The following is a 23,762-nucleotide window of genomic DNA, read 5'->3' as shown; positions in this document are numbered from 1 at the left end:
GTCTCCTCCCCGGCCCGTGCGCTGCGCCGCACCTCGAGGTAGCGGTGGATCCGCTCCCGGGCCGTCGAACTGATCGGGACGAGTCGCTGCTTGTCGCCCTTGCCGGTGACGCGGATGTAACCCTCGCCGAAGAAGAGGTCCCGGATGCGGAGCGAGGTGAGCTCCGAGACGCGCAGGCCGCACGAGTAGAGCACCTCGAGCATCGCGGCGTCGCGGATCTCCTTGGGGGTCGTTCCGTCCACGGCGGCGATGATGCGGTCGATCTCCCCGGTCGTGAGCACGTCGGGCAGATGCCGCCCGAACTTCGGCGTCAGGACGAATTCGGCCGGGGAACTTTCGATGCGGTCGCTGATGAGCAGGAAGTTGAAGAAGCTCTTCACGCCGCTCAGCGACCGGGCCTGCGAGGCTTTTTCCCGGCCGCGGTCGTAGAGCCATGCGACGTAGCGCTGCACCATGGGCTCCTCGACCTTCGCCGGCGGCACGTCGTACATGCGCAGGATGAAGTGAGCGAACGACCTCAGGTCGCGCATGTAGGCCTCCACGGTGTTCTGCGCCAGCCGCTTCTCGAGTTTGATGTAGGTCCGGTAGTGCCTGCCGGCCTCTTCCCATTTTTTCGTATTTTCCGCCATTTCGAGTCGGTCGAATCCGGATAAAATGTTACCTTTGTCGGTACGAAGGTACGAAATTTTACATAATATTATTCCCGATTCCTATGGATTACGTTGCGCTCAATGTCGCCTGTACGGGCGGCGAACAGGCCGAGATTCTGACGGCGGAACTGGCAGACTATGCGTTCGAGAGTTTCGAGACCGAAGGTTGTGTGCTGAAGGCCTACATCCGCCAGGACCTGCTGGCCGACTGCAAGGCGGAGATCGACGCCCTGCTGGTGCGCTACGGCGTAGAGGGCCGCTATATCTCGATCGAGACGCAGAACTGGAACGCCCTTTGGGAGAGCAATTTCCCGGCGGTGGACGTCGAGGGGCGCCTGCTTATCCGGGCGCCGTTCCATGACCCGGCTCCGGACGGAGAGCCCGAGGTGGTGGTGATGCCGAAGATGTCGTTCGGCACGGGACACCACGCCACGACGTGGCTCATGTCGCGTGCCGTGCTCGATCTGGGGGTTGCCGGCCGCACGGGCCTCGACATGGGCAGCGGCACGGGCGTGCTGGCCATCGTGGCTGCGAAGTGCGGGGCCCGGCACCTGGATGCCGTCGATATCGACGACTGGGCGGATGCCAACTGCCGGGAGAACATCGCGGCGAACGGCGTGGCCGACCGCATCGAGCCGATGCTGGGCGATGTCCGCCGCATTGCCGGCCGACGCTACGACTTCATCCTGGCCAACATCAACCGCAATATCCTCACGGCCGACATGGCAGCCTATGCCGCGGCACTCCTTCCGGGCGGGGACCTGGTGATGAGTGGTTTCCTCGCCGCCGACGTCGAAGCGATCGAGGCGGCTGCCGCCCGCGAGGGGCTGCTCCCCGTTGCGCGGGCCGAGCGCGACGGCTGGTTCCTGGTTCATGTCCGCAGGCCGCAGTGAAGAGTTACAAGGGGCGCGGCATCGTCCTGCACACGCTCAAATACGGCGATTCATCGCTGGTGGCCTATCTGCTGACCGATGTCGGCGGCCGTCGCAGCTACATGGTGCAGGGAGTCCGTTCGCGAGGCCGGGGGTCGAAACTGGCGCTCTTCCAGCCGATGTTTCCCGTCGAGTTCGAAGGGTTGGAGTCGCCTCACAGGCAGATGGACCGTTTTCGCGAGATCCGGGCGGGCTTCACGCTGCAGAGCCTGCCGTTCGATGTCCGCAAATCGACGATGGCGCTCTTTATGGCCGAAGTTTTGTATCGTCTGGTGCGGGAGTGTGAGCCGAACGATCCGCTGTTCGATTTTGTCTGGGGATCGGTCGGGGCGCTCGATGTCCTGGAGCAGGGGGTCCCGAATTTCCACCTGTGGTTCCTGGCCAACCTGAGTTGCCTGTTGGGCTACCGCCCGGGAAACGACTACGTCGAGGGATGGTGGTTCGACGTCCGCGAGGGACTCTACACCCCGCATCCCGGGGCCCATCCCGAGGTGATGACGCAACCGTCGTCGCAACTGCTCGACCGGCTGCTGCACTGCGACGTGCAGGCGCTGGGAGAACTGGCGCTCAACCGGGCGCAGCGGAGCGACTTTCTCAGCGAGATGCTTGTCTTCCTGGGCTATCACCTCGATGCGATCAACTCGGTCCAGTCGGTGCGTATACTAAAGGAGGTCTTCTGACCGTTATAAATAAAAAAGGAGTGTACCATGCGAAAGATGTTGTTGTTGGCGGTTCTTGCGTTCGCTGCAACGCTGACCGCAGCGGCCCAGGAGCACCCGAACGGCCGTTTCGAACGGCGTGACTCGACCCGTATCGCCGAGCCGTTCGTCCTGCCCGATACGATCGTCCACATGACCCCGTGGATGCCTTCCTACGACGTGATGGCCCCGATCGGGAGCAAGCCGGTGGTCTCGATGACCTCCGTGGTGCTGGCTCCCAAATCGAAGCTGCCGGCCCGGGTCTCCGTCTTCGACGCCTCGCCCCGCCAGTTGGTCCGCCACGTGACGATTTCGAACGGACAGGCCTGGAACTGGAGCCCCTATCCGGACGCCTACCTCGATGCCCGGACCCTCTCCTTTCCGATGCCCCGCTGAGCGACCCGTCATTCTGCGGCGGCATTTCCGCCGCGACGTATAGCAGACCCGTACCCGTGTGGGCGCGGGTCCTTTCGTCTTACTCTTGGTCCCCGATCCGGCGGATGATCCGTGCCGGGACGCCTCCGACGATCGTGTCGGCCGGCACATCCTTCGTGACCACGGCGCCGGCGGCGACGATGGCGTTGTCGCCGATCGTCACCCCCTTGAGGATCGTCGCATGGGCTCCGACCCAGACGTTCCGACCGAGGACGATCGGTGCCGGGCAGGTCGTCTTCCGCCGCGCGGGGTCGATCAGGTGATCGAGCGTCGCGAAAACGACGTCGTGGCCGATCTGGCAGCCGTCTCCGATCGTCACCCCTCCGTGGTCCTGGAAGTGGCAGCAGGCGTTGATGAAGACCTCCCGGCCCAGGTGGATGTTCTTACCGAAGTCGGTGTAGAAGGGCGGGAAGACCCGCAGCGAGGGATCGACCCTGCGGCCGAACAGTTCCGAGAGCAGTGCGCGGATCTCATCGGGGGTGTGATATTCGGCGTTCAGGCGGCAGGTGATGCGCCGGGCCTCGTCGCTCATCTCGTTCATCAGGCGCAGCATTTCGGGCTCCTCGAAGGGTTTGCGCTGTTGTGCGTATTGCAGGAATTCGTCGAGTGTCATCTCTTCTCTTTCGGGTTTGCGGTTCTGCGGGGCCGGATCCCGCACTGTCTTTGTCGTGTGTTGCGGCGGTTGTCCGTTGTCGTGTCTCTTCTTGTCCCGCGGATCCGGCCGGCTGCGGGACGCGTTGCAAAAATACACGGAAAAACGACTCGCCGGACTATCCCGATTCCGGATTCTGTTACCCGTATTCCGGTTCTCCGTTTCGGCCGTCAGTCCGGATCCTCCTTCCGAAGAGTAGGTTGCGGTTGTAAATTAGGTATTTTCGCGTATTGCCGCGTCGCCGGATTTTTCGACCTTTGCCAAAAATACAGCCCGCTGCCGATGAAACCTCTCCTTTCTCTGCTCCTCGCGCTGTTTGGCGCCGTCTGCTGCCTCGGAGCGCAGCTCTCGACCGATACGCTTCCCTCCCCGGCGACGATCGATTCGTTGCAGGCGCGGATCGACCGCCTCGAACGGCGGGCCGACCGCTGGGATCGATTGCGTTCCCGCCTGCCCGAGTTTTCGGGCTATGTCCAGTTGGGATACGAATACGACGGAAATACCTCGAGTTTCCTGATCCGCCGCGCCCAGTTTGCACTGGCAGGCTCTCTTTTACCGTCACTTCATTACAACGTGCGGCTGGAGTTCGCCTCGCCGCAGATTCTCGACGCCTGTCTCGACTATCGCCCGCTGCAGGCCCTGAACCTGCGGGTCGGGGAGTTCAAGGTTCCCTTCTCGATCGAGAATACGGCCTATCCGCCGACGAAGATCGAGTTCATCCACTATCCGATGGCGCTGTTGCGGCTGATGGGATTCGCCGACTTGTGCGGGCTCTCCTCCACGGGCCGCGACATGGGCCTCGTTCTCCACGGCTCCTTCCTTCCGCGCGACGGCTACAACCTGCTGCATTACGACGTGGGTGTGCTCAACGGCGAGGGGATCAACACGTGGGACCGCAACAGTTCGAAGGATTTCGTCGCGCGCCTTTCGGTGCATCCGGTGCAGGGACTGACGCTCAGCGGTTCCTACTATTGGGGCGAATACGGTCCCGACTACCGCCGCCGCGTCCGCTACGGCGCCGGCGTGTGCTACGACCGCGGGGCCGTGGTCGTGCGCAGCGAGTGGATCGGCGGGGAGACCGATGTCGCCGGGGGTGATTCGGAGCCTGTACGGCGGATCGATAGCGGCGGCTGGTACGTCATGGGTGGCTGGCGCGCAACCCGCTCGCTCATGCCGGTCGTGCGTTACGATACCTTCCTCGAGCAGGTCTCCGTCTCCTCCACGCGCCAGACCAACTGCACGGCAGGCCTCATCTGGCAGCCCGTGCGGTATCTGCGCTGCCAGCTCAACTATACCTGGGAATCGTATGCTGCGGCCGGCCTCTCCGACCGCAACCTGCTTTCCGTCCAGTTTACCGGAATGTTCTGATGACCAAATCTCCTTTTGACCGATGAAACAATTTTTCGAATCTCTCCGCACCGAAGACTGGGTGGTGGTTTGGGTCTCCATCCCGCTGCTCCTGCTCTCCGCACTGATTCCGGCTCTGTTGCCGAACGTACCTTCGACCCTGGCCACGCTGGACGCATGGCGCAACATTGCCCTGCTCTTCGTGATCGTACTCGTGGTGCTCTATGTGGGTAACCGACTGCTCGGCCGTCCGCTCAAGGGGCTCTTCCCCTCGCTGTGCGTGGTCTTCGCCGTCTCGCTGCTGGCCCAGCTGGTCGCCAAGATCCCTGCCGTGGCCTACTGGGGCTTCGAGTCGGTCTTCTTCTCGGTGCTCTTCGGACTGCTCATCCGCAATGTGTGGCATGTTCCCGCGTGGATGAAGCCGGCCATCCAGGGCGAGTTCTTCATCAAGATCGGCGTGGTCTGCCTCGGTGCCACGATCCTCTTCAGCGACGTGATGAAGTCTGGCATCTTCGGCCTTGTCCAGGCGTGCCTGGTCGTGGCGATTGTCTGGTTCTTCGCCTTCCGCACGGCCCGGCGAGCCGGGGTGGACGAACGCTCGGCGATGATCCTCTCGAGCGGCGTCTCGATCTGCGGTGTTTCGGCCTGCATCACGGCGGCGCGCGTGGTGGGCGGCGACGACCGCAAACTCTCCTACATCGTCTCGCTGGTACTCATCATTGTCGTACCGATGATCTACCTCATGCCGTGGCTGGCCGAACTGATCCTTCCTCACCTCTTCCCCGCCGACGTGGCCCAGGAGGTCGCCGGGGCGTGGATCGGCGGAACGATCGACACCACGTCGGGCGTCGCTGCCTCGAGCATGATCGTCGGTGAGACGGCCAACAGCCACGCCGTCATCATCAAGGCGGCGCAGAATGTGCTGATCGGTGTCGTGGCCTTCTTCATTGCCCTCTACCTCTCGGCCCGCAGCGGACACGGCGGCCAGGCTCCCTCGCTGGGTATCGTGTGGGAGAAGTTCCCGAAGTTCATCCTCGGCTTCGTGGCCGCCTCGCTCGTCTTCAGCCTGCTGCAGTCGGGCGGCGTCTTCGTCCCCGATGCGCGGGGCAAACTGGCCGAGCCGGGCGTGGCCAAGATGTTCTCCACGGTCTTCTTCTCGCTGGCCTTCGTCTGCATCGGACTCGACACGCGCCTGAAGGAGATCGTCTCGCGCGAGAACCGCAACATCCTGCGTTCGTTCCTCGTGGCTCAGGCCTTCAACATCGTCGTGACGCTGCTGATCGCTTCGCTTCTGTTCGGTGTGCTGAAACCGATGTGGTCGTAACGGATTTTCGGGAAAAACCGCCCCGGCGGATACGAAACACCCCGGCTGCTGCGTTTGGTATAAAACCTGATACTCCGACCATGCGAACCCTGCTTCTTGCGGCTGCGATGCTGTCGTGCCTCGCCGTCCGCCCGGCCTCCTGCCAGAACTCCGAACCTCCCGCCTCCCTGTCGGGCTTCACGCTGACAGCCGGGGATTTCGACGATCCCCGTACACTTCCCAACCTCGAAACGCTCTGCCGCGTCTGGGGCTATGCCAAATACCACCATCCGGCGTTCTGCGACACGCTGCGGCGGGTCGATATCGACAGCGCCCTTTTCTCGCTGTTGCCGCGGGTCGTGCACGCCGACCGGGAGATCCGCAACCGGCACCTGCTCGACTGGGTCCGCTCGCTGGGAGATTACACCCCCAACCGGGTCGAGTACGAACAGAACCTGGCACCGCTCGAACTGGTATCGACCGTCGATCTGGCGTGGACCCGGGATACGACCCTGTTGGGGCGTGATCTGTCGCGCCTGCTGCAGGACTTGCGTTATGCCGAGCGCGGCGAAAACTACTATCTCCGCATGGGGACAACGGGGAACGGACCTGGCTATCACTACCTGTCGTTGCGCGGCGAGTCTTTCCATCCGACCCCGCAAATGGATAGCGGGCTCAACCTGCTGACGCTCTTCCGGCTGTGGAACATCATCGAATATTATGCTCCGTACAGGGCGGTGACGCTGCATCCGTGGGAGGAAGTGCTCTCCACCTATATTCCTCTCATGGGTGTTGAAACGGACGGGAGACGTTTTGCCCGCCTCTACATGCGGTTAATCCGCGAACTCAACGACGGCCATGCCTACGCGCCGATTGAGATGCTCTTCGGACAGCGGATGCTGCCCGTGTGGCCGCTCCAGGCCGACGGGCGCCTCTTCGTCGGCTACTCCGGCGACAGTGCCCTCGAACGGGGCGACGAGGTGGTGGCCATCGACGGGGAGCCTCTCTCCGAACGGCTGGAGCTGCTGCGGGAATATGCTTCGCGGTCGAACGAGGCAAGTCTGCGCCGGGCCGCCCGTTATTACGGGCTCTGCACGCGCCGCGATACCGCCGAGGTGGTCCTCCGCCGCGCCGGGGCCTGCGACACGCTCCACGTGGCAACGGTGCCCTATGGCAACGCCCCCCCCTTTACGACCCGGCCCAACTCACGCAGCCGCCCTTCCGCCTGCTGGCCGATTCGGTGGGTTACATCTACGCCGGGACCTTCTCACGCGAGCACCTCGCCGAGGTCGGGCAGACGCTGCCCCGCACGCGGGCGCTCATCATCGACCTGCGCACCTACCCGCTGAATGTGGCCGACGCGCTGATAGCGTTGATTGGCCAGTCGCTGCGCACCGAGCCGGTCGTTGCCTGGCAGATGGTGCATCCGACGCTGGCCCTGCCCGGCCTCTTCTTCCGGCAGGAGCAGTGGATTTACGAAGGCTTCGGGGAGGAAGCCAAGCGGTGTGCCGAGCCCTACAAAGGGCGGGTGATCTTACTCGTGAACGAGCTGACGCAGAGCAACCCCGAGTTCCAGGCCATGGCGCTGCAGCGATGCCCGCAGACGCTGACCATCGGTTCGCCGACCTCGGGTGCCGACGGGGATATCGTCCGTATCCCGTTACCCGGAGGGTTGATGACCTGTTTTTCGGGAATCGGCGTCTTCTATCCGGACGGAACCCCGACCCAGGCCGTAGGCGTGCGCCTCGATGTCGAGCTCTGCCCGACGGCCGAAGGGTTGCAGGCCGGGCGAGACGAGGTGCTCGAACGGGCCCTGGAGCTCGCTTTGGAAGATTGACCCGGTCCCGCTTCTCCGCGAAGAAACCTCCCTCCGCCATCCATGAAAAAGGCCGATCCCCGACGGATCAGCCTTTTTTCGTAACGCCCGTACCCTTCCGAACCATTGGGCGCTTGTTCTTTCGGAAACCGTCCGGACTGCTCTTCGGAGCGCTTTTCGATCCGCCGTCCGACCTGCCATACGGACCGCCCTTCCGCCCGGCTGCTTGTCCGCGTTCCGCCTCGTGCGCTCTTCGTCCGGCGGAGGCGGTCGGTGCGGGAATGCGTCCGCCGAAGAAGTAGCTCTTCTGGCGGCGTTTCTCCTCCTGCGTGCGGGCCACGTAGACCTTCTCGTGCGTGTAGGGGTTCTCGCCCGTGTAGAACATCACCGACGAGAGGGTCATCGGCGTGGGGGTGAGGTCCTGCACCTGCTCGAGGTTGAAGTGCAGCTTGCCGAGCACCTTCTCCGAGAGTGCGCGCATGTCCTGCTCCGTGCATCCGGGGTGCGACGAGATGAAGTAGGGGATGAGCTGGTAGGGCAGCCCCTCGCGGTCGCAGATGCGGTGGAAGTCGGCGTTCAGCCGCTCGAAGAGGGCGAACGGCGGCTTGCGCATGAGTTGCAGCACCTGCTCTTCGGTATGCTCGGGCGCCACCTTCAACCGCCCCGAGGTATGGTGCTTCAGCACGGTTTCGAGATAGGGCCTTTCATCGAAGAGGTCGTAGCGGATGCCGCTGCCGATAAAGGCCTTCTTGACCCCCTTGACGGCTCGGATCTTCTCGTAGAGGGCCAGCAGCGGACCGTGGTCGTTGTTCAGGTTGGGGCACATCCGCGGGTGGAGGCACGACGGGCGGCGGCACTTGCGGCACAGTTCGCGGTCGCGGCCGCCCATGCGGTACATGTTGGCCGAAGGGGCTCCGACGTCCGAGAGGTAGCCCTTGAATCCCGGCATGGCGGCCACCCGCTCCACCTCGCCGAGAATCGAGCGTTCGCTGCGCGAGTTGATGAATTTGCCCTGATGGGCCGAGATCGTGCAGAAGGAGCAGCCTCCGAAGCAGCCGCGGTGGATGTTTACCGAGAACTTGATCATCTCCCAGGCCGGGATATCCCCCTTGCCGCGGTAGCGGGGATGCGGCGCCCGTTCGTAGGGCAGGTCGAACGAGTGGTCGAGCTCTTCGGTCGTGAGGGTCGTGTTGGGGGGTGTCACGACCACGAACCGATCGCCCGTCGCCTCGACCAGCGTCGTCTCGGGCTCCATCAGGTTGCTCTGTGTCTCGATGACGGTGAAGTTCTCGCCGAAGGCTCGCTTGTCGCGCAGGCACTCTTCGTAGCCGTGCAGGCGGATCGTTCGGTCGAGGTCGAGCCGGCTGACGTAGGCCTCGTCGGCAAGGAAGGCCACCTGGCGGATCTTGCGCAGCAGTTTGGCGTTGTATCCGTTGCGCATGGCCCGCGCCACCTGCTGTACGACCCGTTCGCCCATGCCGTAGATGAGCAGGTCGGCCCCCGACTCGACGAGTACCGAGGGCTTGAGCGAGTCGCTCCAGTAGTCGTAGTGCGTCAGGCGCCGCAGCGAGGCCTCAATGCCGCCGATGACCACCGGGACGTGGGGATAGAGCCGTTTGAGGATCTGCGCATAGACCGTCACGGCGTAGTCGGGTCGGAATCCGGCCTTGCCGCCGGGCGTGTAGGCGTCGTCGTGTCGCAGGCGGAGGTTGGCCGTGTAGTGGTTCACCATCGAGTCCATCGATCCGGCCGAGATGCCGAAAAAGAGGCGCGGGGCTCCGAGCTTGGTGAAATCGCGCAGGTCGTCGCGCCAGTTGGGCTGCGGGACGATGGCCACACGGTAACCCTCGGCCTCGAGCAGGCGCCCGACGACTGCCGGTCCGAATGCCGGGTGGTCGATGTAGGCATCGCCCGAGAAGAGGATCACGTCGAGTTGATCCCAGCCGCGTTCGCGGACCTCTTTGATCGTTGTAGGTAGAAACATCGGAATGTGTTGTCTGTACATCTTCTGTCGCCCCGGCCGCCGGGTCACTCCTCGTCCGTCCTTCCGGTCGCGGCATATCCCTCCCATTTCTCCAGGAGTGCGCGGAAGTCGTCGGGCAGGCCGCACTCGAACAGCATGTCGCGGTGCGTCGTGGGGTGCTCGAATCCGAGCAGGCGGGCGTGGAGCGCATGGCGCGGCATCACCGCGAAGCAGTTCTCGACGAACTGCCGGTACTTGGCAAAGGTCGTGCCCTTGAGGATGCGGTCGCCGCCGTAGCGCTCGTCGTTGAAGAGCGGGTGGCCGATCCAGGCCATGTGCACGCGGATCTGGTGTGTGCGTCCCGTCTCGAGGCGGCACTCCACGAGGGTCACGTAACCGAAGCGGCGCAGCACCTTCCAGTGCGTCACGGCATGCTTGCCATCCGATCCGTCGGCGAAGACATACATCTTCTGCCGCTCGCGGGGGCTGCGGCCGATGTTGCCCGTGATCGTCCCCTCGTCCTCGTCGAAGTTGCCCCAAACGAGCGCCACATAGCGGCGCTGGATCGTGTGGTCAAAGAACTGGCGGGCCAGGCGTGCGTGCGCCTGCTCGTTCTTGGCCACGACGAGCAGTCCCGAGGTGTTCTTGTCGATGCGGTGCACCAGTCCGGCGCGATTCTGTTCCTCGGCCGGGATGCCCTGCCGGTTGAGGTGGAACATCAGTGCATTGACCAGCGTCCCGTCCCAGTTGCCCACGCCGGGGTGTACGACCATGCCGGCCGGCTTGTTTACGATCAGCAGGTCGTCGTCCTCGTAGGGTATCTCGAGCGGGATGTCCTCGGGTTTGATCTCCGTATCGCGCCGCGGGTAGGGCATCACGATCTGGATGCGGTCCAGCGGCTTGACCTTGTAGCTCGACTTGGCGGGACGCCCGTTCACGAGGATGTTGCCGCTGTCGGCCGCCGCCTGGATGCGGTTGCGCGAGCAGTGCTCCATTCTTGCCGTGAGGAACTTGTCGAGCCGCAGGAGTGTCTGCCCCTTGTCGGCCGTCACGGCGAAGTGCTCGTAGAGCCCGGCCCCTTCGTCGTCCTCGGAGGTTGCGGCGTCTGTTTCCGGATCGAGCTCGTCCGGTATGTAGCGTGCGTCGTCGGCCATCAGTCGAAGAATTCGTCGGGTTCGGATGCTTGTTGTTTCGGACGGGACTCGGACCGCCGCTCCTCCGCCGTCGGACCTCCCTCCGTGGCCTCTGGCTGCGGCAGTGCGGTCAGCGCTCCGGCCTCGCGCAGCGAATCGCGCTCGCGCTCCATGCGCATGCGCTCCTCAGCTGCCGTAGCGGCTTGTTTTGTCGCTTCGGAGCGGGCCCTGGTCAGCTTGTCGGCATCGAGTGTCAGCCGCAGCTCCACCGGAGAGCCCAGCACGGCGGCCCGCTCGGCTCCCGGGGTCTGGATGTAGACCCGGGCGTCCTTCTGGTTGATAAGGTCGATGCCTTCGTCGAAGGCGATCCGTCCGACATTGAGGCCCAGCTCCCACAGCCTGCTCTTGGCCTGCCGCAGGGTAGCCCCGATCACCTGCGGGACGATCGTGAGGCTGTCGCCCGCCTGGACTCCGACATAGAGCGTCACGCCCGAGCCGGCTTCGGCCTCGATCTTGCTCTCGGGCTGCACGGGACGGTTGTCGCAGTACTCTTCGAGCACGTAGTTCGTGGCGATGTCGGGACGATAGACGAGACGCTCGATCTCCAGCCCGGCGATCTCGAGCATGTTCTTGGCCTGTCGCAGCGAACGTCCGGCCACGTAGGGCACGGGAACCTGCTTCTGGCGGAAGGCGTTGATCGTGATGTAGACCGTGCGTCCGGGCTTCACCTCCACGCCCCCTTCGGGCAGTTGGTCGAGCACCGTGCCTCCTTCGTATGCAGGCACGAAGAGCGAGTCGTTGATGTGCAGCCGCAGGTCGTTGGCGCGGGCGATGCGCTGCGCCTCGCCGAGTGCGATGCCCGAGAAGTCGGGCACGGTGCGCCGGGCGCCGTGACGCGTCCCGGCCTGCATGACGAAATGTGCGATGACGGCCATCGCGAGGATGATCAGAACGATCAGCAGCAGGTTCCACACCAGCTTGTTCCGCCGGAGTTCGGACAGGGTATTCTGCAAGTTTTTCATAGGTCGTAGCCAATTATTTCGGTGCCTTCCGGTAGAGGTAGACGGCGATGACAAGGTAGATAATGTTGGGCAGCCAGACCGCCAGCCAGGGCGGGAGCGATCCGCTTTTGGCGAACTCCTCGAAGAAACGGTTGAAGAGGATGTACGAGAAGCAGAGTCCGGTGCCGATTCCGATGTGGAGCCCCGTTCCGCCGCGGACCTTGCGCGAGGAGAGCGAGACGCCGATCAGCGTAAGGATGAAGGTCGAGAGCGGGTAGGCGTAGCGTGCGTGCTTCTCGACCTCGATGATGTTGATCGAGTCGGAACCCTTGGCGCGCTGCTGGTCGAGGAACTCGTTGAGCTGCGTGATGTTCATCGTCTGGATCAGGTCGTTGATCTCGCCCAGTTCCGCCACTTCGAGGTTGATGAGTGTGTCGAGGTTGCGGAACTGTTCGAAACGCTCCATGCCGAGCGAGTCGAACTCGCGTTTGGTGTACCGGGGTGCTGTCCAGCGCTTGGTCTCGGGGTTGAACTTGGCGTCGGCGGCCTCGAGCGAATGGGTCATCGTACCGCTGACGTACCGCTCCAGGGCGAAGAACGAGGCCTGGTGCGACGCTCCGTTGTACCCGCGGACATAGGCGAAAATGCCCGGTTCGATCTGCCTGTAGATATGGCGGTCGTAGCGGGTGTTCTGCTTGCGGGGGATGTACTGCTGCTCGAAATCGACGATGTGCCGCTGCGAGAGGGGATGAGCCAGAGGTTGAGTCCCAGCGAGAGCGATCCGATGATGAACGCGCCGAGGAAGTAGGGCCACATCAGCCGGCGGAACGACATGCCGCCCGACAGCATGGCGACGATCTCGGTCTGATAGGCCATCTTCGAGGTGAAGAAGATACAGGCGATGAAGGTGAACAGACCGCTGAACTGATTGATGAAGAAGGGGATGAAGTTGAGGTAATAGGTGAACAGCACCTCCTTGAGCGGCGCGTGCGTCTCGGTGAAGTCGTCGATCTTCTCCACGTAGTCGAAGATGACGACGATGACGATGATCATCGCGATGGCGAAGAAGTAGGTCGCGAGGAACTTGCCGAGTATGTAGCGATCCAGAATCTTGAATCCGGGCCAATAGCGTTTCATCTTTCTTTCGGGTCTTGGGTCCTGCTGTTCGCGGAGTCTGTTTCTTGTCTGTTTTGCGGTTCGCCTCCTTCGTTCCTGCGGCCTACAGCCGGCGCTGGAGCCGGGCGACCATCTGCTGTTTCCAGGGGGTGAAGTCTCCCGCGGCGATGTGCTCGCGGGCCATCGTGACCAGCCGCAGGTAGAAGGCAATGTTGTGCAGCGAGGCGATTTCCGCGGCGAGCATCTCCCCGCAGGCGGCCAGGTGGTGCAGGTAGGCCTTCGAGTAGAGCCGATCGACGAACGCCGTTCCCTCGGGATCGATGGGCGAGAAATCCGCCTCCCACTTCTTGTTGCGGATGTTGATCACCCCTTCGGCCGTGAAGAGCTGCCCGTTGCGGCCGTTGCGCGTGGGCATCACGCAGTCGAACATGTCCACGCCGCGTTCGATGCCCTCGAGGATGTTCACCGGCGTGCCGACCCCCATCAGGTAGCGGGGACGATCTTCCGGCAGGATGGCATTGACCACCTCGATCATCTCGTACATCACCTCCGTGGGTTCACCCACGGCCAGTCCGCCGATGGCATATCCGTCGGCGTCGTACTGTTTCACGTTTTCGGCCGCCCGGGCCCGCAGGTCGGGGTAGGCGCACCCCTGTACGATGGGGAACAGCGCCTGGTAGTGGCCGTATTTAGGGGCAGTCTGGCGGTAGCGGTTGAAGCAGCGGTCGAGCCACCGCTCGGTCAGGTCCAGCGACTTGGCCGCGTACTCGCGGGGCGCGTCGCCCGGGGGGCACTCGTCGAAGGCCATCATGATGTCGGCGCCGATCGTCCGCTCGGTGTCGATCACGCTCTCGGGGGTGAACAGGTGCTTCGATCCGTCGATGTGCGAGCGGAAGTGGCACCCCTCCTCCTTGAGTTTGCGGCACGCCGCGAGCGAGAAGACCTGGAAGCCTCCGCTGTCGGTAAGCATCGGCCCCTCCCACGTCGAGAAGCGGTGCACGCCTCCGGCCTGCTCGATGATCTCCATACCGGGGCGGAGGTAGAGGTGGTAGGTGTTGGCCAGGATGATCTGGGCGTGCGCCTCGTCGCGCACGTCGCGGTGGAAAAGCCCCTTGACCGTAGCGGCCGTGCCCACGGGCATGAAGATCGGCGTGCGGACGACGCCGTGATCGGTCGTCAGCTCGCCGGCCCGGGCCTTCGATGCGGGGTCCTTGTACTGCAGCGTGAATTTCATACTCATATATTCGGCAAAAATACACAAAATATTCGTATCTTTGCGCATATTTCGTCAATATGCACTTCTACGATACTTTTCTGGCGTGCTACGGCTGGGAGGGGGCTGCTCTGGCAGGAGCGATGCTCGTCATGCTCGGCGTGCAGCTCTACTATTACATCGGTGTCTACGGCCGGATTGCGGGCTACCGCGACAGCCGCCGTGCGGCGACCCGCAGCGAGGAGCCACCCGTCTCGGTCGTGGTGCCGCTCTTCTCCGAGGACTACAGTTTCGTCGAGGAGCGCCTGCCGCTGATTCTGGCCCAGAACTACTCGGTCTTCGAGGTGATCATCGTCTACGTGGGTCACGACTCGGACTTCTACGAGGACCTCTCGCAGCTGAAAGGTACCTTCCCGCAGATCTTCACGACCAAGATCCAGCTTGACCCCCGTTTCCCCATTTCGCGCAAGATGGCGCTCAACGTGGGTATCAAGTCGGCGCACTACGAACACCTGGTCTTCACCTCGACCGACGCCGTGCCGCAGTCGGACCGCTGGCTGGCGCTGATGGCCAAGGGCTTCACGCGCGGAGAGATCGTCGTCGGCTACTGCGGCATGGAGTACGGCAAGGGCTTCACTCCCTACATGATGCGCGTCTGGCGCATGATGCACTCGGCCAACTGGATCGCCCGGGCCGTCCGGCACCGGCCCTACCGGGGCACGCTCCACAACTTCGGCTTCACGAAGAGCCTCTACTTCGGGGTGAACGGCTTCAGCCACCTGAACATGAACATCGGCGAGGACGACCTCTTCATGCAGCGGGTCATGCGGCGCGACAACGTCAGCGTCATTCTCTCTCCGCGGGCCACGCTGCGCGAGAAGCGCTGGGGCGAGATGCGCTGGTGGATGAGTCAGCTGCGCTACTTCGGCTCGGCCTTCCGCTTCTATCCCGCGGCGGTCCGCAGCTTCGTCGGCTGGGAGATCGGCTCGCGGTCGCTCTTCTTCCTCGCGACGCTTACGGCTCTGGCCGTCATGCCTGCGGAGTACAAGCTCGCGGCCCTGTTGCTGCTGCTGGTGCGCTATGCCGTCGTCGTGATCGAGGTCCGTCGCGTGGCGGGGCGCCTGGGCGAGGCCGGCGTTGCGGGCCGTTACTTCATCTACGATCTGTTGAGCCCGCTGTGGGAGGCGGCGCTGCGCATCATGCTGCTGCGCCGTGATGAACGCGTATGGAGATAGCCGACTATATCGTAGCCGAAGACCGGGAGCTGGTCTCCCGGACGCTCGGGGGCGACGACACGGCCTTCGAGTATCTGTTCAACCGCTACCGCGACGCGATCCACCGCCTGTTCGTGCAGCGGCTCGGGGGTACGAACGATGCCGACGACCTGCTGCAGGAGACCTTCATCAAGGTCTACATCAACCTCCACCGCTACAGTACGAGCTACACTTTCGGACAGTGGGTTTACACCATCGCACGCAACACCTTCATCGACTTCGTGCGGCGCCGGCAGGAGGATCTGCCGATCGACGACCGCTTCACGTCGCCGGCCTCGAGCGCCCCGACCCCCGAGGAGAGCGTCATCAACCTTCAGCAGCGGACGCAGATCGAGCACTACCTCGAGCGCCTGACGCCCCGTTACCGGCAACTGATCCTGATGCGCTTCTTCGAGGAGTACTCCTACGAGGAGATCGCCGCGAAACTCTCCCTGCCGCTGGGAACGGTCAAGACCCAGATCCACCGGGCCCGGGAGCAGATGTGCCGCCTCATCGCGCAGGGCGACGAACGCTGAAGCCCAGCTCCGGGGCCGTTCGGACGCTCCGCCGCCTGGGTGCATACAGAAAGAAAAACAGTAAATCGGGACAAACGTGGAACTGATTCTCAAATATTTTCCGGATATCACCGAGACGCAGCGGCGGCAGTTCGCGGCGCTCTACGACCTCTATGCCGGGTGGAATGCCAAGATCAATGTCGTCTCGCGCAAGGATTTCGACCAGCTCTACCTCCGACACGTGCTGCACTCGCTGGCCATTGCCAAAGTCTGCACCTTCGACACCGGGGCCCGGATCCTCGACGTGGGCTGCGGCGGGGGCTTCCCGTCGGTGCCGCTGGCGATTCTCTTCCCGGAGGCGCACTTCACCGCCGCCGACTCGATCCGCAAGAAGATCACCGTGGTCGAGGGGGTTGCGACGAGCCTCGGCCTGCAGAACCTCACCCCCTGCTGTGCGCGTGTCGAGACTCTTCCCGGACGTTTCGACTATGTGGTTTCCCGGGCCGTCACGGCCATGCCGGAATTCGTGAAATGGATCTGGGACAAGATCGAGCGGGGGCAGCGCGGCTCGCTGCCCAACGGCATCCTCTACCTCAAGGGCGGCGACCTGGCCGAGGAGCTGGGCCTGACCGGCAGGAGGTGGTACCTCTACGATATCCCGCGCTTCTTCTCCGAGGAGTTCTTCGAGACCAAAAAGGTGGTCTACACCCCGAAAAACTAACGGCATGCTGCCCGCGCTGCTGGTGTGGTCGCTGCCTCTCCTCTTTGTCATCCACGATGCGGAGGAGGTGTTGTTTCTGCCGTCCTGGCTTCGGCGGAACAGGGAACTTCTGGTCCGCCGCGTGCCATCTGCAATGCGCCGGGTCGTGCTTGCCCTTCCCGATCTTCCGCGGCGGGTGTTTGCCGCAATGGCGGGCGAAGAGCTGGCTCTGCTGCTGCTTGTCTCGGCTTTAGCCTCCGGGGCGGATCTGATCCATCCGTGGCTGGCTCTCTATCTTGCATTCGGCGTGCACCTTCTGCTTCATGTCGGGCAGTGCCTTGTTGTCAGATGCTGGCTTCCCGTCGTTGCCTCGTCGCTGTTTTGTCTTCCCTTCTGGTTTTGGGGCGTGGCCGTTGTCCGGGACCGGATCTTGTTTTCCCTTGATGAGTGGTTGTTTTGCGGATTGGCGGGATGTGTGTTCGCTGCGGTGAATTTCGGCGTGATGCATGCGGTTGCTCGCCGGATGGTGCGGTTTGGCCGGCGGGCCGGCGCCTATGGGGCTATTTCCGGTCGCGGCCCCGGCGGGCAAGGATCTCGCGTAGGTCGTTGAGGTAGACCTCCGGCGTCGCTGCACCCTGGATGCGCCCCAGCAGATTGCCCTCCGTGTCGAATACCAGACCGAGCGGAATCGCTCCCGATCCGTAGCGCTTCATCAGCGCCCGGCCTGTCCTGCGGTCCGTGTCGTAGCGGGCCGCGACGAAGTGGCGTTCGAAGAATTCCCCGACCTCCCTGTCCGAAAAGACCTCCCGCTCCATGACCCGGCACGGCGGGCACCAGTCGGCATGGAGTTCGATGAAGACGAGTTTGCCGCTCTTCATTGCCCGCTCGCGCAGGGCGTCGGTCGATAACGCCTCGAAGCGTACTTGCGCCCGGGAGGCGACGGCGCCCAGAAGGAGCAGCGTCGCCAGAATCGTTTTTTTCATAAATAAGGTATCGTTTGTTGCCGCGCGGGGTGCAAGTCCCGCGCCGGAGCGGCTCATGCTCCGGCCTCTTCCTCGAGCGTCCGGGTGCTCAGCAGCCCGCATGCGGCCTGGATGTCCTCGCCGCGCGACGCCCGGATCGTGGTCTGGATGCCGCGGGCCGTGAGTGCGTCGCGGAAGCGTATCATCCGTTCGTCGTCGGGCGAGTAGTAGGGTGAGTCGGGGATGCGGTGGAAGCGGATCAGGTTGATGCGGCACTTGATTCCGTTGAGCAGCCTCGTGAGTTCGCGTATGTGGCGCGGCGAGTCGTTGCGCCCCTCCATGACGATGTACTCGAACGACACGCGGCGCTGGTGCGTGAAGTCGTGGTGGCGGAGGATCGAGGCCACCTCGGCGATGGGCCAGGCCCGTTCGACGGGCATGATCTCCATGCGCTCCTCGTGGAAGGGGTTGTGCAGGCTGACGGCCAGGTGGACCTTCGTCTCCCGCAGGAACCGCTCCAACTGGGGCACGACGCCGGCCGTCGAGACGGTGATGCGCGTCGGCGACCACCCGAATCCCCATTCCGAAGTGAGTATCTCCAGCGCGCGGAGTACGTTGTCGGTGTTGTCGAGCGGCTCTCCCATGCCCATGAAGACCAAATTCGTAAGGCGGTCGCGCTCGGGCAGCGAGATGATCTGGTTGAGTATCTCGGCCGCCGTGAGCGAGTGCTGCAGCCCCTGCCGCCCCGTGGCGCAGAAGCGGCAACCCATGCGGCATCCGGCCTGCGACGAGACGCAGAGCGTGGCCCGGTCGCCGTCGGGAATGTAGGCCGATTCGATGAAGTGCCCGCGCAGCGTGCGGTAGAGATACTTCTTCGTGCCGTCGGCCGATACCGACACCCGCTCGGGTGCGTGGAGTGCCGGGACAAACTGCTCGGCCAGCCGCTCCCGGGCCGCAGTCGGCAGGTCGGTCATCCGCAGCGGATCCTCCGTGTGGCGCACATAGAGCCAGCGGGCGATCTGTCGGGCGGCGAAACGCGGCAGTCCCGATTCGGCGCAGAGGGCCGTGAGTTCGGCGGGATTTTTCCCGTACAGGGTCTCTTTCTCTTCCATTTCCGGGGCCCGGAGGGCGGTTTTGCAAGGCAAAAGTAGTAAAAACTGAAGATTTTTTGAGCGTGAATGTTCATTTTTGGATTTTTATCTCTATATTTGTGGTGGATAGCGCGCCTGTGTCTCACCCGGCCGTGCAAACGGTGTGTGGAGATGTGTGCGGCGCCCCGGCCGAACGAACCTCGGAACAAATTAAAAAAGCAAGATAGATGGAAATCAAAAAATCACCCAAAGCGGACCTTCAGAACAAGCGGGGTCTTCTGCTCGAAATCGGGCTTGTCGTATCGCTCGCACTCGTGATCGTTGCGTTCTGGTATACGCCCAAGGAGCGCAAAGTTGAGAAACTCGACCTGCAGACGGCCATCGTCGAGCAGGAGATCACGGAGATCACCCGTCAGGACCAGAAGCCGCCCGAGCAGCCCAAGAAGGTCGAGGTGAAGGTGATCGCCGACCTGATCGAGGTGGTGACCAACGACACGAAGATTACGACGGATGTCAGCTTCGCCGAGTTCGACGAGGATACCGAGGTGATCCAGCAGGTAGAGGTTCAGGAGGAGGAGATCGAGGACGACCAGCCGTTCCTGATCGCCGAGACGATGCCCTCGTTCCAGGGCGGTGACCTGAATACGTTCCGCAACTGGGTACAGCAGAACGTCCGTTTCCCGCAGATCGCCCTTGAGAACGGTATTCAGGGCCGCGTGGTGCTGACCTTCGTGATCGAGAAGGACGGCCGTCTGACCAACATCGAGGTGCTGCAGACTCCCGACCGTTCGCTTTCGGAGGAGGCCATCCGCGTGCTGAACAAGTCGCCGAAGTGGAGCCCGGGCAAGCAGCGTAACCAGCCCGTGCGTGTGAAGTACACCCTGCCGGTAGACTTCCGCGTGGCGAACTAAAATGCCGTATCGGAAAATTTGAGGGTATCCTGCTTTCGGGCGGATACCCTTATTTGTGCATCGTACCGACCGTAGTCGGTCGGGGTTGCGGGGAGTCCGGTGCCGGACCTTGCCTGCCCATCGGGCGGATGTTGCCGGACGGAAACGTTTTCCGCCGCATTTTTGCAGGACTCCCTTCCGGATTTGAAGAACCGTATGAATCAGAAGGATATTTCGAAAGAGAACAGTAAAAATTCCTCGCCGGCCGCGCAGCCTGCCGACTGGAAGGAGCGTGCCGTGCTCGTTGCCGTCGTTCGCGACAACCAGGATCCCCGCCAGGCCGAGGAGTATCTCGACGAGCTGGAGTTTCTGGCCGAGACGGCCGACATCGTCTCCGTCAAGCGTTTCACGCAGCGCCTTGCACAACCGTCGGCACGGATCTATGTCGGTCCGGGCAAACTGCAGGAGATTGCCGACTATTGCCGTGAAGAGGAGATCGACGTGGTGATCTTCGACGACGAACTCTCCCCGTCGCAGACGCGCAACATCGAGAAGGAGATGCCCTGCCGCCTGCTGGACCGCACGCGCCTGATCCTCGACATCTTCATGTCGCGGGCCCAGACGGCCTATGCCAAGACGCAGGTGCAGTTGGCCAACTACGAATACATGCTGCCCCGGCTGTCGGGTCTGTGGACCCACCTCGAGCGGCAGCGCGGCGGTACGGGAACCCGCGGCGGTGCGGGCGAACGCGAGATCGAGACCGACCGGCGCATCATCCGCAACCGCATTGCCAAACTCAAGGAGGACCTCAAGAAGATTGACCGCCAGATGGCCGTGCAGCGCTCGAACCGCGGTGCCATGGTTCGTGTGGCGCTCGTCGGCTATACGAACGTGGGCAAATCGACGCTCATGAACCTCATCTCCAAGAGCGAGGTCTTTGCCGAGAACAAACTTTTCGCGACGCTCGACACCACGGTGCGCAAGGTCGTCTTCGACAACCTCCCGTTCCTGTTGTCGGACACCGTCGGTTTCATCCGCAAGCTCCCTACGGAGCTCATCGAGTCGTTCAAATCGACGCTCGACGAAGTGCGTGAGGCCGACTTGCTGGTGCATGTGGTGGACATCTCGCACCCGCAGTTCGAGGACCAGATCGCCGTGGTCAAGCAGACCCTGCAGGAGATCGGTGCTGGCGACAAACCTGTCTACCTGGTCTTCAACAAGGTCGATGCCTACACCTATATCAAAAAGGAGGAGGATGACCTGACTCCTTCTACGCGCGAAAACCGCTCGCTCGACGACCTCCGGCAGAGCTGGATCGCCCGGGCCAATACGCCGTGCATCTTCCTCTCTGCCCTCGAGCGCACGAACATCGAGAAGTTCCGCTCGGACCTCTACGGCATGGTACGCGAGATCCATGCGGGCCGTTACCCGTTCAATAATTTCCTCTATTGACCAACCAATTTACGAACTGAATATGACGTTGCACATCCTTTCCCAGCAGAACACCGTTCTCAACAAGTTCATCGCCCAGATCCGCGACAAGCGCATCCAGCAGGACTCGATGCGTTTCCGCCGCAACATGGAGCGCATCGGCGAGATCATGGCCTACGAAATCTCCAGGGAGTTCGCCTACAAGGCAGAGACGGTCGAGACCCCTCTGGGTGAAGCGGTGGTCGAGACGCCCGACGAGCCGATCGTGCTGGCTACGATTCTCCGGGCCGGACTGCCCTACCACCAGGGTTTCCTGAACTATTTCGATGATGCCCAGAATGCCTTCGTCTCGGCCTACCGCAAGAGCCGCAAGGACGGCTCCTTCACCGTCAAGGTCGAATACATCTCGTGCGGCAGCCTTGAGGGCAAAACCCTGCTGCTTGTCGATCCGATGCTGGCCACCGGATCGTCGCTCGTGCTGACCTATGAGGCCCTGTGTCAGCACGGAGGTACGCCGGCGCGGGTGCATGTAGCCTCGGTCATTGCCAGCGAGCAGGGTGTCGATTATGCGATGAAGCACATGCCGCGGGAGACGACGACCATCTGGGCCGCCGCGGTCGATGAGGAGCTCACCTCTCGCTCGTACATTGTGCCGGGCATCGGCGATGCCGGTGACCTTGCCTACGGTGAGAAACTCTGATCGGACGTGCGGCGCGGCCCGTTGGAAAAACCGCTGAAAAACAAGTGCTATGAAATCCGGATTTGCTCTTCGTAAATTGGCCTTTGTGCTGGGTGTTTTCTGTGCGACCGTGTTGGCCATGGCCGTCCAGAAACCCGTTTTCATGGCCTGGTACGGTGCCGAAGCCGCCGGAGCCGGCCCGGCCGGTTGGCTGGGTGTGCTTCTCCACGGGCTTTGGCTCGATGCCACCGTGGCCGGATATGTGACGGCCCTGCCGCTGCTCATCACGTTGCTGTCGTTCTGGGTCCGCTTTCCGGAGCGGATGTGGCGGCGTCTGCTGACCGCCTATTTCGTGGTGGTTTCGGTATTTACGGCCGTGATCTTCAGTGTCGATCTGGCGCTGTACGAGCATTGGGGCTTCCGGCTCGATGCGACTATTCTGATCTATCTGGCCGATCCCGGCGAGGCGATGGCCAGCGTCGATTTCTGGCTCGGCGTGCGGCAGACGCTTCTTGCCGCGCTCTATGCCGCCGCGATGATCTGGCTCTACCGCCGGGTGCTGCGCCTGTTTGACGGCGAGCCCTGCGCCTGGCATCTGGCACTTCCCGGCAGCCTGCTCTTCCTGTTGCTTGCGGGTGTCGATTTTCTGGCGATCCGTGGTGGCCTCGGGGCCTCGGTGGCCAACGTCTCGAAGGTCTATTTCAGCCCGGAGATGTTCCTGAACCACGCTGCCACGAACCCCGTCTTCTCGTTCCTTTCGAGTCTGGGCGACAACGAGGATTTCGCTGCGGCCTACCCCTTCTTCGACGAGTCGGAGCGGGCCGCGAGGTTCGAGACGTTGCGCGGCAACGGCCCCGCCTCGGGCCCGGCCGAACGGGTGCTCGATTCGCTCCGCACCCGGCCCAATGTCGTGGTGGTAATCCTCGAGAGCTTCGCCCGCACGGTTATGGACGAGACGGTCGATGGCCGTGAGGTGATGCCCTGCATGCAGCGCCTCAAGCGCGAGGGCATCTGGTTCGAGAACCTGTTCGCCAATTCGTTCCGCACCGACCGCGGCGAGGTGGCCATCCTGAGCGGCTTCCCGGCCCAGACGCGGATCTCGATCATGAAGTACCCCGGCAAGAGCCGTTCGCTGCCTTCGCTGGCCCGGTCGCTCTCGCGTGCGGGCTATGCGACGAGCTTCTGCTACGGCGGTGACCTGAACTTCACGGATCAGGCACAGTATATGTATGCTACCGGATGGCAGGAGCTCATCTGGCAGAAGGACCTGCATTTCGATGCCGAACCTTCGGACTGGGGCTGGGACGATGCGTTGATGTGCGACTGGTTCGCCGATCGGGTCATTGCGCTCGATGCCGGGGGAAAACCCTTCCTTGCGGGACTGCTGACGCTCAGCAGCCACAAGCCTTTCGATGTCCCCTATGCGAAGTTCGAGGACCCGGTGCTCAACGCCATGGCCTTCTCCGACGAGTGTGTCGGACGCATGATCGACCGGCTGAAGGCCTCCCCGGCGTGGGACAACCTGCTTGTGGTGCTGGTCGCCGACCACGGCTATCCCTACCCGAAGACGCTGCCCTACAACGTGTCGCTGCGCCACCGTATTCCGATGATCTGGACGGGAGGGGCCGTCTCTTCGCCGCGCATTGTCGGGACCTATGCCTCGCAGATCGACATCGCGGCGACGCTCCTCTCGCAGTTGGGGCTTCCGCACGACGACTACGACTACAGCAAGGATATCTTCGCCCCGGCGCCGCCCCGCAAGTTCGGCTACTATACCTTCAACGACGGGTTCGGCGTGGTGGACAGTCTGGGCGAGGCGATCTGGGATGCCACTTCCGGCCGGACCGTGTCGGCAACGAATCCCGATCTGCTGGATGTGGGTCGCACGATGCTGCAGACGACCTATACCGACATTGCGAACCGGTGAAAATACCCTGTTTTAGGTATTGCCGCTCCGGTCGCGGAGGATTATTTTTGCGTGT

23 protein-coding genes and 1 pseudogene are annotated in these 23,762 nt (G+C 62.9%); 15 read left to right on the top strand and 9 right to left on the bottom strand.

Annotated features, from left to right (window positions below; genetic code table 11):
* On the bottom strand, positions 1-629 hold a 629-nt coding region (locus tag QZL63_RS05015; protein WP_290586060.1), incomplete at its 3' end, for a tyrosine-type recombinase/integrase.
* An 83-nt stretch (positions 630-712) separates the two neighbouring features.
* On the opposite strand from QZL63_RS05015, the gene prmA reads away from it, so the two are divergent.
* Genes prmA through QZL63_RS05000 form a run of 3 tightly spaced genes read left to right on the top strand, consistent with a single transcriptional unit; the run spans position 713 to position 2,676 of the window.
* Complete coding sequence (gene prmA / locus QZL63_RS05010; protein WP_022308234.1) at positions 713-1,543, top strand: 50S ribosomal protein L11 methyltransferase; 831 nt, start codon at positions 713-715, stop codon at positions 1,541-1,543.
* Positions 1,540-2,262: a DNA repair protein RecO gene (gene recO / locus QZL63_RS05005; RefSeq protein ID WP_022308233.1), complete on the top strand. Its 723-nt coding sequence runs from the start codon at positions 1,540-1,542 to the stop codon at positions 2,260-2,262. The genes prmA and recO overlap by 4 nt, the downstream gene beginning before the upstream one ends.
* 27 nt (positions 2,263-2,289) lie before the next feature.
* On the top strand, positions 2,290-2,676 hold the full coding sequence (locus tag QZL63_RS05000) for a hypothetical protein (protein ID WP_022308232.1): 387 nt from the start codon (positions 2,290-2,292) through the stop codon (positions 2,674-2,676).
* 79 nt (positions 2,677-2,755) lie between these two features.
* On the opposite strand, the gene QZL63_RS04995 is transcribed toward QZL63_RS05000, so the two are convergent.
* Positions 2,756-3,328, bottom strand: a complete 573-nt coding sequence (locus QZL63_RS04995; protein WP_290586057.1) for a sugar O-acetyltransferase — start codon at positions 3,326-3,328, stop codon at positions 2,756-2,758.
* A gap of 321 nt (positions 3,329-3,649) precedes the next feature.
* Here QZL63_RS04995 and QZL63_RS04990 point away from each other — a divergent pair, with 321 nt between their 5' ends.
* From QZL63_RS04990 to QZL63_RS04975, 4 genes are all read left to right on the top strand, one after another.
* Positions 3,650-4,735 carry a porin gene (locus QZL63_RS04990; RefSeq protein WP_022308230.1) on the top strand — a complete coding sequence of 362 codons (1,086 nt, stop codon included), beginning with the start codon at positions 3,650-3,652 and terminating at the stop codon, positions 4,733-4,735.
* A 22-nt stretch (positions 4,736-4,757) separates the two neighbouring features.
* On the top strand, positions 4,758-6,038 hold the full coding sequence (locus QZL63_RS04985; protein WP_022308229.1) for a YeiH family protein: 1,281 nt from the start codon (positions 4,758-4,760) through the stop codon (positions 6,036-6,038).
* 80 nt (positions 6,039-6,118) lie between these two features.
* Positions 6,119-7,366 carry a hypothetical protein gene (locus tag QZL63_RS04980; protein WP_022308228.1) on the top strand — a complete coding sequence of 416 codons (1,248 nt, stop codon included), beginning with the start codon at positions 6,119-6,121 and terminating at the stop codon, positions 7,364-7,366.
* Complete coding sequence (locus QZL63_RS04975; RefSeq protein ID WP_290586054.1) at positions 7,258-7,854, top strand: S41 family peptidase; 597 nt, start codon at positions 7,258-7,260, stop codon at positions 7,852-7,854. The genes QZL63_RS04980 and QZL63_RS04975 overlap by 109 nt, the downstream gene beginning before the upstream one ends.
* Before the next feature lie 67 nt (positions 7,855-7,921).
* Here QZL63_RS04975 and QZL63_RS04970 read toward each other — a convergent pair whose 3' ends face one another.
* The 5 genes and pseudogenes from QZL63_RS04970 to tgt all read right to left on the bottom strand — a co-directional run bounded on the left by QZL63_RS04970 (position 7,922) and on the right by tgt (position 14,280).
* The gene (locus QZL63_RS04970; protein WP_022308226.1) at positions 7,922-9,817 is read right to left on the bottom strand and encodes a YgiQ family radical SAM protein; all 1,896 of its coding nucleotides are present in this window, start codon (positions 9,815-9,817) and stop codon (positions 7,922-7,924) included.
* 44 nt (positions 9,818-9,861) lie between these two features.
* Entirely contained in the window at positions 9,862-10,950 is a 1,089-nt protein-coding gene (locus tag QZL63_RS04965) for an RluA family pseudouridine synthase (RefSeq protein ID WP_022308225.1), read from the bottom strand.
* The gene (locus QZL63_RS04960; RefSeq protein WP_022308224.1) at positions 10,950-11,951 is read right to left on the bottom strand and encodes a PASTA domain-containing protein; all 1,002 of its coding nucleotides are present in this window, start codon (positions 11,949-11,951) and stop codon (positions 10,950-10,952) included. Before QZL63_RS04960 ends, QZL63_RS04965 begins: the two co-directional genes overlap by 1 nt.
* A 13-nt stretch (positions 11,952-11,964) precedes the next feature.
* Positions 11,965-13,067: pseudogene (locus tag QZL63_RS04955) on the bottom strand (LptF/LptG family permease).
* Between the two features lie 82 nt (positions 13,068-13,149).
* Positions 13,150-14,280, bottom strand: coding sequence for a tRNA guanosine(34) transglycosylase Tgt (gene tgt / locus QZL63_RS04950; RefSeq protein ID WP_290586051.1), 1,131 nt, complete (start codon positions 14,278-14,280; stop codon positions 13,150-13,152).
* Between the two features lie 59 nt (positions 14,281-14,339).
* Here tgt and QZL63_RS04945 point away from each other — a divergent pair, with 59 nt between their 5' ends.
* From QZL63_RS04945 to QZL63_RS04930, 4 genes are all read left to right on the top strand, one after another.
* Complete coding sequence (locus QZL63_RS04945; protein ID WP_022308220.1) at positions 14,340-15,494, top strand: glycosyltransferase; 1,155 nt, start codon at positions 14,340-14,342, stop codon at positions 15,492-15,494.
* Positions 15,485-16,048, top strand: coding sequence for an RNA polymerase sigma factor (locus tag QZL63_RS04940; RefSeq protein WP_022308219.1), 564 nt, complete (start codon positions 15,485-15,487; stop codon positions 16,046-16,048). Before QZL63_RS04945 ends, QZL63_RS04940 begins: the two co-directional genes overlap by 10 nt.
* 76 nt (positions 16,049-16,124) lie before the next feature.
* Positions 16,125-16,748, top strand: a complete 624-nt coding sequence (gene rsmG, locus QZL63_RS04935; protein ID WP_022308218.1) for a 16S rRNA (guanine(527)-N(7))-methyltransferase RsmG — start codon at positions 16,125-16,127, stop codon at positions 16,746-16,748.
* 4 nt (positions 16,749-16,752) lie between these two features.
* Positions 16,753-17,337, top strand: a complete 585-nt coding sequence (locus QZL63_RS04930) for an HXXEE domain-containing protein (protein ID WP_022308217.1) — start codon at positions 16,753-16,755, stop codon at positions 17,335-17,337.
* On the opposite strand, the gene QZL63_RS04925 is transcribed toward QZL63_RS04930, so the two are convergent.
* Positions 17,288-17,710, bottom strand: a complete 423-nt coding sequence (locus QZL63_RS04925; RefSeq protein WP_022308216.1) for a thioredoxin family protein — start codon at positions 17,708-17,710, stop codon at positions 17,288-17,290. The two genes, QZL63_RS04930 and QZL63_RS04925, sit on opposite strands and share 50 nt — an antisense overlap.
* Before the next feature lie 53 nt (positions 17,711-17,763).
* Positions 17,764-18,801: a 23S rRNA (adenine(2503)-C(2))-methyltransferase RlmN gene (rlmN, locus tag QZL63_RS04920; protein WP_022308215.1), complete on the bottom strand. Its 1,038-nt coding sequence runs from the start codon at positions 18,799-18,801 to the stop codon at positions 17,764-17,766.
* Positions 18,802-19,007: 206 nt separating this feature from the next.
* Here rlmN and QZL63_RS04915 point away from each other — a divergent pair, with 206 nt between their 5' ends.
* The 4 genes from QZL63_RS04915 (at position 19,008) to QZL63_RS04900 (ending at position 23,707) form a co-directional block, all read left to right on the top strand.
* Positions 19,008-19,691: an energy transducer TonB gene (locus QZL63_RS04915; protein ID WP_022308214.1), complete on the top strand. Its 684-nt coding sequence runs from the start codon at positions 19,008-19,010 to the stop codon at positions 19,689-19,691.
* Between the two features lie 195 nt (positions 19,692-19,886).
* Positions 19,887-21,122: a GTPase HflX gene (gene hflX / locus QZL63_RS04910; RefSeq protein ID WP_022308213.1), complete on the top strand. Its 1,236-nt coding sequence runs from the start codon at positions 19,887-19,889 to the stop codon at positions 21,120-21,122.
* A gap of 22 nt (positions 21,123-21,144) precedes the next feature.
* The gene (gene upp, locus QZL63_RS04905; RefSeq protein WP_022308212.1) at positions 21,145-21,801 is read left to right on the top strand and encodes a uracil phosphoribosyltransferase; all 657 of its coding nucleotides are present in this window, start codon (positions 21,145-21,147) and stop codon (positions 21,799-21,801) included.
* A gap of 49 nt (positions 21,802-21,850) precedes the next feature.
* The gene (locus QZL63_RS04900; protein ID WP_022308211.1) at positions 21,851-23,707 is read left to right on the top strand and encodes an LTA synthase family protein; all 1,857 of its coding nucleotides are present in this window, start codon (positions 21,851-21,853) and stop codon (positions 23,705-23,707) included.
* The last annotated feature ends 55 nt before the right edge of the window (positions 23,708-23,762 follow it).

The organism is Alistipes sp. CAG:268, assembly GCA_000434235.1.
In the GTDB taxonomy this organism is placed as follows: Bacteria; Bacteroidota; Bacteroidia; order Bacteroidales; family Rikenellaceae; genus Alistipes; species Alistipes avistercoris.
The sequence above is the reverse complement of the archived record's forward strand: the minus strand, read 5'-3'. Positions and strand labels throughout refer to the sequence as shown.

Bases quoted from the DNA above. Each gene is read 5' to 3' on its own strand.
- tgt (WP_290586051.1), bottom strand. From the start codon at position 14,280: ATGAAATTCACGCTGCAGTACAAGGACCCCGCATCGAAGGCCCGGGCC.
- hflX (WP_022308213.1), top strand. From the start codon at position 19,887: ATGAATCAGAAGGATATTTCGAAAGAGAACAGTAAAAATTCCTCGCCG.
- prmA (WP_022308234.1), top strand. From the start codon at position 713: ATGGATTACGTTGCGCTCAATGTCGCCTGTACGGGCGGCGAACAGGCC.
- QZL63_RS04925 (WP_022308216.1), bottom strand. From the start codon at position 17,710: ATGAAAAAAACGATTCTGGCGACGCTGCTCCTTCTGGGCGCCGTCGCC.
- QZL63_RS04985 (WP_022308229.1), top strand. From the start codon at position 4,758: ATGAAACAATTTTTCGAATCTCTCCGCACCGAAGACTGGGTGGTGGTT.
- QZL63_RS04960 (WP_022308224.1), bottom strand. From the start codon at position 11,951: ATGAAAAACTTGCAGAATACCCTGTCCGAACTCCGGCGGAACAAGCTG.
- QZL63_RS04915 (WP_022308214.1), top strand. From the start codon at position 19,008: ATGGAAATCAAAAAATCACCCAAAGCGGACCTTCAGAACAAGCGGGGT.
- QZL63_RS04990 (WP_022308230.1), top strand. From the start codon at position 3,650: ATGAAACCTCTCCTTTCTCTGCTCCTCGCGCTGTTTGGCGCCGTCTGC.
- QZL63_RS05000 (WP_022308232.1), top strand. From the start codon at position 2,290: ATGCGAAAGATGTTGTTGTTGGCGGTTCTTGCGTTCGCTGCAACGCTG.
- QZL63_RS04945 (WP_022308220.1), top strand. From the start codon at position 14,340: ATGCACTTCTACGATACTTTTCTGGCGTGCTACGGCTGGGAGGGGGCT.
- QZL63_RS04995 (WP_290586057.1), bottom strand. From the start codon at position 3,328: ATGACACTCGACGAATTCCTGCAATACGCACAACAGCGCAAACCCTTC.
- QZL63_RS04940 (WP_022308219.1), top strand. From the start codon at position 15,485: ATGGAGATAGCCGACTATATCGTAGCCGAAGACCGGGAGCTGGTCTCC.
- QZL63_RS04900 (WP_022308211.1), top strand. From the start codon at position 21,851: ATGAAATCCGGATTTGCTCTTCGTAAATTGGCCTTTGTGCTGGGTGTT.
- QZL63_RS04965 (WP_022308225.1), bottom strand. From the start codon at position 10,950: ATGGCCGACGACGCACGCTACATACCGGACGAGCTCGATCCGGAAACA.
- rlmN (WP_022308215.1), bottom strand. From the start codon at position 18,801: ATGGAAGAGAAAGAGACCCTGTACGGGAAAAATCCCGCCGAACTCACG.
- QZL63_RS04980 (WP_022308228.1), top strand. From the start codon at position 6,119: ATGCGAACCCTGCTTCTTGCGGCTGCGATGCTGTCGTGCCTCGCCGTC.
- QZL63_RS04970 (WP_022308226.1), bottom strand. From the start codon at position 9,817: ATGTTTCTACCTACAACGATCAAAGAGGTCCGCGAACGCGGCTGGGAT.
- upp (WP_022308212.1), top strand. From the start codon at position 21,145: ATGACGTTGCACATCCTTTCCCAGCAGAACACCGTTCTCAACAAGTTC.
- QZL63_RS04930 (WP_022308217.1), top strand. From the start codon at position 16,753: ATGCTGCCCGCGCTGCTGGTGTGGTCGCTGCCTCTCCTCTTTGTCATC.